Origin of the sequence: Enterobacter sp. CPE_E863 (assembly GCF_046521465.1) — a bacterium.
In the GTDB taxonomy this organism is placed as follows: domain Bacteria; phylum Pseudomonadota; class Gammaproteobacteria; order Enterobacterales; family Enterobacteriaceae; genus Enterobacter; species Enterobacter adelaidei.
Genome location: NZ_JBKFZX010000001.1, coordinates 966,373 through 979,217, shown reverse-complemented (window position 1 = coordinate 979,217; position 12,845 = coordinate 966,373). Strand labels below are relative to the sequence as shown.

14 protein-coding genes are annotated in these 12,845 nt (G+C 54.2%); 7 read left to right on the top strand and 7 right to left on the bottom strand.

All coding sequences use genetic code 11. From position 1 onward, the window contains the following. Positions 1-9: 9 nt before the first annotated feature. Positions 10-447 carry a DcrB-related protein gene (locus tag ACLHV8_RS04720; protein ID WP_108090653.1) on the bottom strand — a complete coding sequence of 146 codons (438 nt, stop codon included), beginning with the start codon at positions 445-447 and terminating at the stop codon, positions 10-12. A gap of 202 nt (positions 448-649) precedes the next feature. Between ACLHV8_RS04720 and ACLHV8_RS04715 the strand changes: the two genes are divergently transcribed. Together ACLHV8_RS04715 and catA are read left to right on the top strand one after the other, a co-directional pair. Then, positions 650-967, top strand: a complete 318-nt coding sequence (locus tag ACLHV8_RS04715; protein ID WP_323673942.1) for a hypothetical protein — start codon at positions 650-652, stop codon at positions 965-967. A 99-nt stretch (positions 968-1,066) separates the two neighbouring features. Further along, complete coding sequence (catA, locus tag ACLHV8_RS04710; RefSeq protein WP_049007426.1) at positions 1,067-1,726, top strand: type A chloramphenicol O-acetyltransferase; 660 nt, start codon at positions 1,067-1,069, stop codon at positions 1,724-1,726. Positions 1,727-1,824: 98 nt separating this feature from the next. Here catA and ACLHV8_RS04705 read toward each other — a convergent pair whose 3' ends face one another. Beyond that, positions 1,825-2,715: an oxidoreductase gene (locus ACLHV8_RS04705; protein WP_208595057.1), complete on the bottom strand. Its 891-nt coding sequence runs from the start codon at positions 2,713-2,715 to the stop codon at positions 1,825-1,827. 105 nt (positions 2,716-2,820) lie between these two features. On the opposite strand from ACLHV8_RS04705, the gene ACLHV8_RS04700 reads away from it, so the two are divergent. Beyond that, positions 2,821-3,942: a YbdK family carboxylate-amine ligase gene (locus ACLHV8_RS04700; protein ID WP_108090655.1), complete on the top strand. Its 1,122-nt coding sequence runs from the start codon at positions 2,821-2,823 to the stop codon at positions 3,940-3,942. Between the two features lie 31 nt (positions 3,943-3,973). On the opposite strand, the gene ACLHV8_RS04695 is transcribed toward ACLHV8_RS04700, so the two are convergent. Then, a complete protein-coding gene (locus ACLHV8_RS04695; RefSeq protein ID WP_208595056.1) occupies positions 3,974-6,682 on the bottom strand; it encodes a cation-transporting P-type ATPase in 2,709 nt (902 codons plus the stop codon). 488 nt (positions 6,683-7,170) lie between these two features. On the opposite strand from ACLHV8_RS04695, the gene ACLHV8_RS04690 reads away from it, so the two are divergent. Beyond that, positions 7,171-7,419 carry a DUF1158 domain-containing protein gene (locus ACLHV8_RS04690; protein ID WP_028018441.1) on the top strand — a complete coding sequence of 83 codons (249 nt, stop codon included), beginning with the start codon at positions 7,171-7,173 and terminating at the stop codon, positions 7,417-7,419. A gap of 55 nt (positions 7,420-7,474) precedes the next feature. On the opposite strand, the gene ACLHV8_RS04685 is transcribed toward ACLHV8_RS04690, so the two are convergent. Then, on the bottom strand, positions 7,475-7,816 hold the full coding sequence (locus ACLHV8_RS04685; RefSeq protein ID WP_049007437.1) for a RamA family antibiotic efflux transcriptional regulator: 342 nt from the start codon (positions 7,814-7,816) through the stop codon (positions 7,475-7,477). A gap of 32 nt (positions 7,817-7,848) precedes the next feature. After that, a complete protein-coding gene (locus tag ACLHV8_RS04680) occupies positions 7,849-8,952 on the bottom strand; it encodes an MBL fold metallo-hydrolase (protein WP_208595055.1) in 1,104 nt (367 codons plus the stop codon). Positions 8,953-9,142: 190 nt separating this feature from the next. On the opposite strand from ACLHV8_RS04680, the gene ACLHV8_RS04675 reads away from it, so the two are divergent. The 3 genes from ACLHV8_RS04675 (at position 9,143) to nfsB (ending at position 10,865) form a co-directional block, all read left to right on the top strand. Further along, positions 9,143-9,733: a TetR/AcrR family transcriptional regulator gene (locus ACLHV8_RS04675; RefSeq protein WP_028018444.1), complete on the top strand. Its 591-nt coding sequence runs from the start codon at positions 9,143-9,145 to the stop codon at positions 9,731-9,733. Next, the gene (locus ACLHV8_RS04670; protein ID WP_208595054.1) at positions 9,723-10,091 is read left to right on the top strand and encodes an MmcQ/YjbR family DNA-binding protein; all 369 of its coding nucleotides are present in this window, start codon (positions 9,723-9,725) and stop codon (positions 10,089-10,091) included. Before ACLHV8_RS04675 ends, ACLHV8_RS04670 begins: the two co-directional genes overlap by 11 nt. Positions 10,092-10,211: 120 nt before the next feature. Beyond that, positions 10,212-10,865: an oxygen-insensitive NAD(P)H nitroreductase gene (nfsB, locus tag ACLHV8_RS04665; protein WP_028018446.1), complete on the top strand. Its 654-nt coding sequence runs from the start codon at positions 10,212-10,214 to the stop codon at positions 10,863-10,865. A gap of 34 nt (positions 10,866-10,899) precedes the next feature. Here nfsB and ACLHV8_RS04660 read toward each other — a convergent pair whose 3' ends face one another. Both ACLHV8_RS04660 and ACLHV8_RS04655 read right to left on the bottom strand, forming a co-directional pair. After that, positions 10,900-11,928 (bottom strand): DUF2157 domain-containing protein, encoded by a 1,029-nt coding sequence (locus ACLHV8_RS04660; protein WP_208595053.1) that lies wholly within the window; start codon positions 11,926-11,928, stop codon positions 10,900-10,902. Further along, positions 11,925-12,794, bottom strand: a complete 870-nt coding sequence (locus ACLHV8_RS04655) for a helix-turn-helix transcriptional regulator (protein ID WP_028018448.1) — start codon at positions 12,792-12,794, stop codon at positions 11,925-11,927. The genes ACLHV8_RS04660 and ACLHV8_RS04655 overlap by 4 nt, the downstream gene beginning before the upstream one ends. Positions 12,795-12,845 lie beyond the last annotated feature (51 nt).

Here is a 12,845-nt window from a genome sequence, read left to right as displayed (position 1 = left end):
TCCCTGAAGTTACTGGTGGAAGCGGAAGCTCCTGAGAAGTTCGCCAAACAGCGCGCTGTCGGCATCGTCCAGCACGCGAGTGCAGGTCATGGTGAACACCAGAATTTTATGGCTGTCGACAGTAAACACGGCCTGCTGCTGCCAGACGCGTTTCCCGTCGCGCAGGTAGCTGGCATGGACAATTTCACCCTGCAAAAGGCTGTCGCCAAGCGTCGCGTCGCTACGCTCACCCTGCTTCCAGCCTTTGATGTGTTTTTCCATCAGGGCGAGCTGGCGATCGATATACGCGGCAAGCGTTTCGCCGGGGTTGAGGGCATCGCGGGAGATATTAAACGCTGGTGCATCCGCCGCGGGCGGCGCGAATACGTTTACGGTACGATCCTGATAGCCATCAGGAAAGTTGATCAGTCCTTCACTGAAAAGGCACTGCGAAGATGGTTCTGACATTGAGCGGGTCCCACCACATTTTTTCAGAAGCGGTAAGTTTCGCATATGTGTTTAAGGCTGAAAAGATGCTGGTCCGGCGATCTCTCTGCTGACCGAAGGTCATTTCTGGCTTCACCGCAAATACAACTCTATTTTCCTGGTAATTGCCTGTGGTAAGCCATCTGTTACTCTGGCTGTGCTTAAGGGATGACAAGGAAAAGAGATGCTGAATCCAGGATTCGTTACCCGCCCTGACGCTATTCTGCCGTTAATTGCCAGTTTTGATATCCAGCAAGATGCCGTTATTCGGCGCTTAATGGCATTAAGGAAAATTCCACTAAAAATCCTGCGCAATCAGCAGGCTCAGGCAGCCGGTGATTTTGGCTTGCACAGTTTTATCCTGTTGAAAAGCTCGGCATCAGAGCTCTGCTATGGCTTAAGAGGACAATTCTGGCGGGCAGATTTCGGTTTGGAAAACGTGCCGGATGCCAGTGCATATCAGGCGCCAGTTTCGCCGGGCAGCAGAGCGGATATGCTCTGACATCTCCTTTCTTCCCGTATAAGGATGCGCTACTCTCACCAGTGCGTTCTCGACCAGCACGGTTCGGAACCTGTCGGCTTGCCAGCAAAAGGATAAAAAATGAAAAAAATAATTCCAGAATATACACCCGTTGATTTATCGCGTTGGGCAAGAAAAGAGCATTTTGAGGTATTTCAGGGATTTGCTCAAAGTACATTTAACCAAACGGTTCTGATAGACATTACCGCGCTGCTGAAACATATAAAAGAGGTTGGCTGGAAATTCTACCCTACGATGATTTTCCTCCTTGCTAAAATTGTCAACAGGCATACGGAGTTTCGTATGGCCATAAAGCACAATGAGCTTGTCATTTGGAATGAAATTCATCCCAACTATACTATTTTCCATAATGAAACAGAGACCTTTTCATCAATGTGGAGCCATTACGATGGCAATATTCAACACTTCCAGAATACTTATTCAGAAGACGTTGCACGCTATGGTAATAACCTTGCATATTGGCCTAAGGAAGAGTCTCGGGAAAATATATTTTTCGTATCGGCTATTCCCTGGGTGAGTTTTACCAGTTTTAATGTCAACGTTGCTAATATGCAGAACTTTTTTGCTCCGATGTTCACTCTCGCAAAATATTACGAACAAGATGGGAAAGTACTGTTACCTCTCGCCGTTCAGGTACACCATTCCGTGTGCGACGGTTTCCATGTGGCAAGACTGTTCAATGAATTACAAGAACTCTGTAATGACTTGCCACATCAATAGAAGGAAATAGGGGGCATATTAATCAGACATCAACGATCGATTCTGAATGTCCCGCAATGGATGCCAGCGCTCCCCTCTCTCGAAGACCGCTTTCTCCTTTATCCCGGGCCTTCACTCCCTGCCGCCAGCAGTGGCACTACCACGTCGCTAATGGGAACCGGGATACCGTGCGCGCGACCATAACGTTGAATAACACCGTTACGAATATCCCACTCCAGGGGCCGGTTGGCCTGACGATCTGCGAGGATCGATGTGCCTAAATCGGCAGGTGCATGCTGGAAGTTTGTCAGGATCTCTTGTGCCACCTCATCGTCCAGGTTTGCCCCCTCGGCACGAGCGACGGCCAGCCCTTCACGCAAATACGCAAGCGCCAGCTCGCTAATATCCTCGCGAGAGAACATCCCGGCGCGACGATTGGCCAGCACCATCAGGCCAGCCACCGCATTTTGCAGCAGTTTGCGCCATGCCACACTGGAGAAATCTGCCGACAGTTCAACCGCACAGCGTGTGCCACGCAGGGCATCGACCACTCGTTGTGCCTGCGGGACATCCGGCAATGTCAGACGCGGTTTGGCGCGCAGCCATACTGAAGCATCCGGCTCACGCTGCGCCGGGAACCAGACCACCGACGGCAGTACCGTTGCGCCGTTGACCCACGGCGCAAGCTGGGCTTTTTGCTCAACGCCATTTTGCAGGGCGCAGACCACGGTGTTTTCGTCACACAGCACGCGCAGCCATCCGGCGCTGTCGGCATTTTGCGTCGTTTTTACCGCCACAAAAACGAGATCAACGGGGCGCGTGATGATACTCGGATCCGTTAATACCGGACCGGGCACCACCGTTTCTCCCTCATCGTGACGCAAACGCAATTCCGGGTGCGCGGTGCGTCCGCACAACAACGGCGTGCGGCCAGCGTCATGCAGCACTGCGGCAATGGTGGTCCCAATCGCACCGGGTCCAATCAGCGCAATGGTTGGATAGTCAGACATGAGTCACTCCCCTTTTGCTAAGCCTGCTAACAGTTATACCACCCTGAGACGAGCGCGCCACCCTCGTTGTCTATACTCAACACATAACAGACAACGGAGTGCGCCATGCCTTTACCCGATTTCCATTCCTCCGAACCTTTCACTCTTGGCATCGAACTCGAACTGCAGGTGGTGAACCCGCCTGGATACGATCTCAGCCAGGACTCCTCAGCCCTTATCGCCGCCGTTAAAAACGACATCAAAGGCGGTGAAGTCAAACACGACATCACCGAAAGCATGCTCGAAATCGCTACTGGGGTGTGTCAGAACATCGACCAGGCGGCAGCACAGCTCTCTGTGATTCAGCAAAGCATCCTGCGAGCGGCAGCGGATCAGCATATTCAGATTTGCGGCGGCGGAACGCATCCGTTCCAGAAATGGCAGCGTCAGGAAGTGTGCGACGACGAGCGCTATAACATCACGCTGGAGCGCTTTGGCTACCTGATTTTGCAGGCGACGGTGTTCGGCCAGCATGTGCATATCGGTTGCCGGACCGGGGATGACGCCATTTATCTGCTGCACGGCCTGTCACGTTTTGTGCCGCACTTCATTGCCCTGGCGGCGGCATCGCCGTACATGCAGGGTACAGACACGAAGTTTGCCTCGTCGCGGCTTAATATCTTTTCCGGATTCCCGGATAACGGCCAAATGCCGTGGGTTAACAACTGGCAGGAGTTTGAAGGGCTGTTCCGCCGTTTGAGTGCCACCAGCATGGTCGACAGCATTAAAGATCTGCACTGGGATATTCGTCCCAGCCCACATTTTGGCACCGTGGAGGTGCGGGTGATGGATACCCCGCTGACGCTCGGCCACGCGATCAATATTGCCGGGTTAATTCAGGCTACGTCACACTGGCTATTGACCGCGCGGCCCTATAAGCATCAGGAGCGGGATTTTCTGCTGTATCGTTTTAACCGTTTTCAGGCATGCCGTTACGGATTAGAGGGCATTCTGACGGACGTTTACACCGGCGAGCAGAAGACTGTTGCAGAAGAGATCGACTGGCTGCTGGAGCAGGTTGCACCGTCGGCCGAGAAACTCGGCGCGACAAGTGCGATAACGGAAATTGCCCTGCTGTTAAAGCAGGGCAAGAGCGAGGCGCAACGCATGCGGGACTTTATTGCCGACGGCGGCTCGCTTATTTCTCTGGTGCAAAAACATTGTGAACTATGGGCAACCGCTCCGTAATCCTCTCCCCACCTGGGGAGAGGTGTTTTCGCTATGCAGACTTACGGAACCTGCGGGTCAGCCGCTTCTCGATTTCGACGACGAAGAACATCACGCCTGCAACGGCCAGGGTCACAAACCAGTAGCGCAGCGGAAGGGCTTCCGTACCAAACAGCATCTGCATAAATGGCAGGTAGATAATCGCCGCCTGAAGCAGGAACAGCACACCCGTCACCAGCCAGATCCCTTTGTTCGCCAGCAGGCCGCTGTTCAGGGAGAATGATTCCGTGTTGCGGCAGTTAATCATGTAGACCCACTGGGCACAGACCAGCATCTGTAGCAGCACGGTGCGGATGAACTCCGCGCTGTGGCCGCGCGGGGCCAGCCAGGCTTCAAGTGCAAAGGCCGCAATGGCAATCATGGTGCCGACGAAGGCCACGCGCCACACGGCGTAGGCATCCATCACGTGCTGTCCGGTCTTACGTGGTGGACGACGCATGATGTTGCGTTCGGCGGCCTCAAAGGCCAGGCCGAAGGAGAGCGTGGCGGAAGTGGCCATGTTCATCCACAAAATCAGCACCGGGGTCAGCGGAATGATATTTCCTGCCAGCAGCGCAATGACAATCAGCAACCCCTGCGCGAGGTTGGTCGGCATAATGAAGAGGATGGTCTTCTTCAGGTTGTCGTAAACGCGACGCCCCTCTTTCACCGCGCTGGCGATGGTGGCGAAGTTATCGTCCGTCAGGACCATGTCCGCAGCCTCTTTGGTCACTTCCGTGCCTTTGATGCCCATCGCGATGCCCACATCCGCCTGACGCAGCGCCGGGGCATCATTAACACCGTCACCGGTCATGCCGACGATTTCACCTTTGTCCTGCAACGCTTTCACCAGGCGCAGCTTATGCTCCGGGCTGGTACGGGCGAAGATGTCATACTTCACCGCGGCTTCAGCCAGCCCGGCGTCGTCCATTTTCTCCAGCTGATAACCCGTTACGGCCTGCTCGCTGTTACTGATCCCCAACATCTGGCCGATGCTCATTGCCGTCTGCGGGTGATCGCCGGTGATCATCTTCACGCGGATCCCCGCCTGCTGACAGGCGTTTATCGCCGCAATGGCTTCCGGACGCGGTGGGTCCATCATCCCGGCAATACCGAGGAAGATTAGACCGTGCTTCAGCGCATCGTGGGTTAACGCCTGCTCGCCGCTCGTCGGTTTGAACGCTGCTGCCACCATACGCAGCCCCTGGCGCGCATAGCGCTCCATCTCGGTTTCCCAGTACGCGCGGTCGAAATCTTGTGTACCGTTACGGCTCTGCTGCTGCGCGCACAGGGCGAAAATCACATCTGGCGCGCCGGTAATTAAAATCTGCTCCTCACTGCCGACCTGGTAGTGGGTGCTCATGTACTTATACTGCGAGTCAAACGGGATCTTGTTAACCAGCGTGGTCATGACCGGCTCAAGATGAGCTTTCGCTGCCAGTACCTTTAGCGCGCCTTCGGTCGGCCCGCCGGTAATCCCCCACAGACCGCGCTCGTCCTGAATCAGCTGGCTGTCATTACACAGGTCAATGGTCCGCAGGTACTGCTCCAGCATGGTGCCAGGCTGGATTTGTATGGGCTCGTCGCTCCCCTCCAGGTAAATATTGCCCACCGGCTCGTAGCTGTTACCATCTACACGATAGCAGCTGTCAGCGGTGATGATGGCTTTTACCGTCATCTCGTTCATGGTCAGGGTGCCGGTTTTGTCCGAGCAGACCACGGTCATTGCTCCCAGAGTTTCCACCGTCGGCAGTTTGCGGATAATGGCCCGCTTACGCGCCATCGCCTGCACGCCCAGAGAAAGGATGATGGAGATAATCGCCGGCAGGCCTTCCGGTACGGATGCTACCGCCAGGCTAATCAGGGAGAGCAGTAACTCGCCCATCGGGATCTCACGAAATACCAGGCTGAAAACAAACAGCGCAGCCATCATTGCCAGAATAATGACGAAGATCGCTTTACCCAGCTTGTCCATTTGTACCAGCAGCGGCGTGCGGTGCTTTTCGATGCCCGCCATCATCTGGTTGATGTGGCCGAGTTCCGTATCCTTACCGGTCGCGGTGACCACGCCAACGCCGCCGCCCGCACTTACGGTCGTTCCGGAGAAGACCATGTTGGTACGATCGCCCAACGGTAATTCACCGTTCAGCGGATAAATGTGTTTATCCACAACCGTGGATTCACCGGTCAAAATCGCTTCTTCTACCCGTAAATTATGCGCTTCGATGAGACGCATATCCGCCGGAATACGATCTCCCGCACGTAATACGATAATATCGCCCGGGACTATTTCAGTTGTCCGTATAGTTTCATGATTGCCGTTGCGAATAACGCGCGCCTCGCTGGAGAGCATATTACGAATACTCTTCAGGGATTTTTCCGCATTACTTTCCTGAACATGACCAATTAACGCATTAATGACTGCGACACCCAAAATAACCAGCGTATCGACCCAGTGGCCCATCACTGCCGTTAATACGGCGGCGGCCAGCAGGACATAAATCAGCACATCATTAAAATGGGCCAAAAAACGCAGCCAGGCGGGTTTACCTTTTTTCTCCGGCAGCGCGTTCGGACCAGATTTTTGCAGACGCGCCTGCGCCTCTGCACGGTCCAGACCGCTGGCCTGGCTCTGCGTGTGGGTAAGCACCTGCTCGACGGTCTGCTGATATGCCAGCCCGCCGGAAGGCGGCACGTTTGGGGACAATTTTTTTTCAGTCATCGTATTTTTCCTTCAATATCCGGTGAAGAGAAGCCTGAATTCCTTTCTGGCTTAAATAAATTCATTTTAAAGTCTTGCGGGTAAAATTGATCTACCGCAATATAATTGCGTCTCGGTTATTCAAAACTGCTTAAAACTATTTCGATGAGCTAATTTTTACAAAATGTTTCTAAACCAAATCTAAACGAGGAGGATCCATGTTTGGTATTTATCGCGGGCGCCGCCTGGCGTTATATATTATCGCAGCCATTGTTATTGCCACGTTAATTGGTTTTAGCACCTATACATTTGTAAAATTATTTTCGTAACGCAGACATTTATTGACATAACGCGATATTAATTTAATTATCTGCCGGGTAATATTTTATTCCTGTGATTGACACACAGATTACGGCGATTATTTTCTTGAAATCGAGTAGGCGGGTTTATATTGCTTTACGTTCCGGGATGCCGGACAATGACATTTTTAACTGACGATTAACATTAAGATGAAACACCCGTTAGAATCGCTGCTCACAGCAGGAGGCATTTTATTGCTGGCCCTGCTTTCGTGCCTGCTGCTTCCTGCGCCCTCGCCTGGGCTGGTGCTGGCGGAGAAACTGGTTACCACCTTCCATATGGTCGATCTTAACCAGCTTTACACCATTTTGTTCTGCCTGTGGTTTTTACTGCTTGGGGTTATCGAATTCTTCGTGTTGCGTTTCGTCTGGCGTCGCTGGTTTTCGCTGGCGTCGTAAGCCATAAAAAAGCCGGGTAATGGCTACGCCTTACCCGGCCTGAATTTCGATATGTTCAATGCGCCTGGCTATGATTCTCTTTGCGGTATGCTCCGGGCGGCTGGTTGAACGTGCGGGTAAAGATGCGCGTAAACGTCTGCTGCGAGTCATACCCGTAGCGCAGGCAGATTTCATAGACGCGCTCGTCTGATTCGCGCAAATCGCGCGCCGCCAGCAGCAGCTTGCGTTCACGGATATAACGTCCCAGACTCTCCCCTTTGTACTGCATAAAGAGTCTCTGCAGGTGCCATTTCGAGTAACCCGCGTGGCGAGCAATCTCGTCAATACGTAATGGCTGATGCAGGTTGTCGTCGATCCACTCGACGATGGTATCAATGACTTGAGCGGAAATGGTCATACTGCTCTCCCCTTCAGCTTCTCGCTTAAACATTATTCCCACCACTCGCGAAATGTTTGCGTGGTATCGCTCACCCGAACAGGCTCACCCAACTCCGGTGTCAGCAGCCGATAGTTTTTGTCCTTGCTGGCTTTTGCCAGCTGGATCAGCGGGTCGTTCCATGTGTGCTTCGCCAGTACGAAGCGCCCGTTATGCCCGGGCACGACGGCTTTTGCATTAAGATCGGCTGAAGCCTGCGCCGTTTCATCCGGCAGCATGTGGATGTACTTCCAGTCCTGGTCGTACTGGCCGTTTTCCATAATGGCTAAATCCACCTCGCCAAACTGTTCGCCGATAGCCCTGAAGTGCGGGCCGTACCCGGAGTCACCGCTGTAGTAAACCTTCTGCTCTGGCGTAACGAACATAAAACTGCCCCACAAGGTTTGATCGCGTTTGATACCGCGTCCGGAGAAGTGACGCGCCGGCAGTACATGCACCGTCAATTCATCACTGATGTGCACCGACTGGTTCCAGTCTCGCTCGTCGATAATCTCTGGTTTCATCCCCCAGTAACGCAGGTGAGATCCGACACCCAGCGGTGTCACCACACGCTTCACCTTCGGCAGTAATGCCCTGATGGTGGCGTAATCAAGATGATCGTAGTGATCGTGCGAGATAATCAGCAGGTCGATTTCCGGCATGCTCTCAGCGCGCCATGGATACTCGCCGACGAAGGCTTTATTCAGGAACGAGAACGGCGCGGCATAGTTACCCAGCACCGGATCGATCAGAATGCGTTTGCCCGCCAGCTGGAGATACCAGGAAGAGTGACCAAGCCACACCAGGGTGTCCTGCTCCAGCGGCAGGCTCGCAAGATCGGTTTTCACCATCGGCAGCGGCTGAGCCGGGCGTGCGTTTTCCGTTTTTTGGGTCAGAAACTCCCACATCGCCACCAGCATATTCTTGTCACCGTTATAACCCGGTGTCGGCAACGTATTGTGGAATTTCCCGTCACGATGCTGTGGGGAAGCCTCGACTTCCGTGAGCTGAGCCCCCTGCGGGGACTGGCCAAATCCGGCATTCAGGACAAACGGTAAACTTGCAGCTGAAGCAATAATCATGACAAACACCACGCAGATGAATTGAGGCTTTTTCATATCCTGACCCGAAAACGCGCCCCATCCGATGGTTTGCGCGGGGTAAACTTGATTATGAGTGAGTAAGCACACATTATAGATGTGATGATAAAGTCGTCAAGACGTTTTCGATCTTTGACATTCCGCGTTGCAGCGTGTCAAAGCACGTGTTTCAATCAGGGTTTTTATAATTGACAGGGGGAAAAATTTAGTGGCACGTCCGAAGAGTGAAGATAAAAAACAGGCCTTGCTGGAAGCCGCAACGGTGGCGTTTGCACAGTCAGGTATTGCCGCCTCAACGGCACTCATCGCCCGAAACGCGGGCGTCGCCGAAGGGACTCTGTTTCGCTACTTTGCTACCAAAGACGATCTGCTGAATGCCCTCTATTTGCACCTGAAGCAGGATCTCTGTCAGGCAATGCTGTCCAACCTGGATCGCAGCCTTACCACGCCAAAAGAGCACACGCGAAACATCTGGAACAGCTACGTTGACTGGGGGATCAAAAACCCTCTCGCTCACGCCGCGATTCGCCAGCTTGGCGTGAGTGAAAAGATCAACGCTGAAACTGAGCAGGCTGTGAAAGAGATGTTCCCCGAGCTGCATGAACTCTGCCGCCGCTCGGTGCGTCATGTATTTATGTCTGATGAATTTAAAACGTTCGGCGATGCGCTGTTTTTATCGCTGGCCGAAGCGACGATGGAATTTGCCACCCGCGATCCTTCCCGCGCCGTTGATTTTAAAGCGCTCGGCTTTGAGGTGATGTGGCGCGGGCTTGCCCAGGAGGAGAGCGATGGAGAGTAAGGCATTGCAGGAGCACGCAAAACGCGTGGCGCTGGAGCTGCCGTTCACCGAACACTGCTGGCCGTTTGGGCCGGGGTTTGACGTGTTTAAAGTAGGCGGAAAAATTTTCATGATTGTGGCGGTTGCCCACAGGCGCCCGCACGTTAGCCTGAAATCAGACCCGGAGAAATCCCTGCTTAATCAGCAGATCTATCGCGGGATAGAGCCGGGCTACCATCTGAGTAAAAAGCACTGGATTTCCCTTTACGGCACTGACGATGTGACACCGGAACTGGTTACCGACCTCATCAATGATTCCTGGCATCTGGTGGTGGATAAGCTACCGAAAAAAGACCAGAAGTGGATCCGTCCGGCTTGATTGTTCGTCTGAGACGAACAGATTAAGCGCTCGAATTGCACTTATCTTTTTCCGCGTCGCGCTGTAATCTGCTCACCTTTCGCGCCCGCACACGGGCGAATTTCATCACCAGGAGTTGTTATGGATATCATTTCTGTCGCCCTGAAACGCCACTCCACCAAGGCGTTCGACGCAAGCAAAAAACTGACCGCTGAAGAAGCGGAAAAAATCAAAACCCTGCTGCAGTACAGCCCGTCCAGCACCAACTCCCAGCCGTGGCACTTTATTGTTGCCAGCACCGAGGAAGGTAAAGCACGCGTGGCGAAGTCTGCTGCGGGCACCTATGTCTTCAACGAACGCAAAATGCTGGATGCTTCTCACGTGGTAGTGTTCTGCGCGAAAACGGCGATGGATGATGCCTGGCTGGAACGCGTCGTGGATCAGGAAGAAGCTGATGGCCGCTTTGCGACACCAGAAGCGAAAGCCGCGAACCACAAAGGCCGCACCTATTTTGCTGACATGCACCGCGTGGATCTGAAAGATGACGACCAGTGGATGGCGAAACAGGTTTATCTGAACGTCGGTAACTTCCTGCTGGGTGTGGGGGCGATGGGTCTGGATGCGGTACCGATTGAAGGTTTCGACGCCGCGATCCTCGACGAAGAATTTGGTCTGAAAGAGAAAGGCTTTACCAGCCTGGTGGTGGTGCCTGTTGGCCACCACAGCGTGGAAGATTTCAATGCCACGCTGCCGAAATCTCGCCTGCCGCTGAGCACGGTTGTGACCGAGTGCTAAACAAAACGGGCCGCTCAGTGCGGCCCGTTACGTTTTACCGGCCGCCAGCATGCCAAATTCTCTCCGCATACCGCCCTATCACCGCCAGCGACGCCGCCAGAATCAGGAAGAACACCACCTTATTCATGCCGTCCCAGAAGTACTCGAAATAGCGGGTATAAAGGTTGATGGCAAGAAACGTCAGGCCAAAGCCGCGTAGCATACCGTCGTCGGTTTTCAGGCTGATATAAATACAGATTACCGCAGCCACCGCAAACAGCAGCGCCCACGGCAGAAGCGATGCCTGCGTCACGCTGTACCAGTTATCAATATCGTAATTGCCAAATATCGACATGATCCACAGGGCAACAAACAGGTACGTTAACCCCATCGCTTTGCTGGTCGTGTAGAGCTGTCGCGCCTGCAATAACGCCCGCAGAACCCAGCACAACGCCAGCAGCCCGCCGCCAAAGAAGATAAACCGTACCGGGTAGTTCATCCCCAGCCAGTACGCGCCCCAGCCGGATACATAGCCCGTCTCAGCACCAAACCAGTTGCCAAGTGAGAGCAGGAAAAACAGCCACACCAGCCCCGAGCGACCAAAAAAGCCCACCAGTCCGTAAATCACACAGCCTGCCAGGAACAACGGCGCCACGTGGCCGCTGCCGTTATCGAGCCGTTCACCAAGCTGCCAGAGCGCGATGGCGGTAAAGAAGACCCCGAGGAACAGGATCGCCTCAGTACTGTAGTGCCACTGGGTTTCCCGCCGCTGTCGGCTGAATCCCCACAGATAAAACAGCACCGCAATCACCGCCGGTAACCCGATGCGGGCGAAAGAAGAGAAAGCGAAGAATTCGATAATACGCGCCATCAACTCACTGTCGGAGAACAGGCTGCCAATGGCGATGATCACGCAGGCGAGTGCCGTCCAGAAGGCGTAGCGGCTGAGGCGCTGCCAGTCCATGGTGACGCGTTTCAGGGTCCCGGTTAGCCGTTGATGTTCCTCGGGGGTTAATACGCCGTCCTGTTGCCACTCATCGAGTGCGCGACGTAAAAGCCGCTCCTGTTTTCGGGTAACGTTCATTTTGCCTGCTCCGCCAGCCATTCCATTGCTTTCTCCCCCGCGTCATCCACTGGCAGATAAACCAGCAGTCGCGAACCGTTGCGAGGAGCAGAGTACCAGTACATTTGTTGCAGGGTAAACTCCCCAAGTTCAGGATGGGTGAATAGCTTGAGCTGGTTTTCCACGCCGCGCACGTCGTTGCGCTGGTGCCACAGGGTTTTAAACTCGTCAGATACCGCGAAGAAGCGTGCCAGTTTAGCTTCCCAGAGCGGGTCACCCCGGTGCTCGGCCATCGCCGCCCGGAAATAGGAGACAAATATCGGCAGCACATCGTCGCGCCGGCCAAGACGAGCACGCCACGCAGGATGCGTGAGGAACAGATAAATACAGTTGCGATCTTCCGGTGGGATAGCATTGAAATCGACCCCCATCAGATGACCAAAGCTGTCGTTCCACGCCACGATGTCGAAATTCGGTTTCTGAATACTGGCCGGTTTTGGCATCAGCGTATCCAGCAGGCGGCGCGTACCTTCGCTGATCCCCTCGCAGCAGGTCGCCTGCGGTGCTTCACCCGGCGGTAATCCGGCCAACACAAACAGGTGCCGTGCTTCAGTCGGGGTACATTGCAGTGCTTTTGCGACGGCGGCCATGACCGCGCTGGAAGGATTAACATCCCGGCCCTGCTCAAGCCAGGTGTACCAGGTCACACCCACGTCAGCCAACAGAGCGACCTCTTCCCGGCGCAACCCTGGCGTGCGTCGACGACCACTGCGCGGAAGGCCGAGACGCTGCGGATCAAGGCTTTCGCGACGGGCACGCAGAAATGCCCCCAGCTGTTTTCGGGTGTCATCCTGAAGTGAGACGACAGGTTCAGACATCAGCGCCATAAATCCCCCTGCATGGTAGTGCCAGTACCAGTATAAGCAAGAACTGGTACC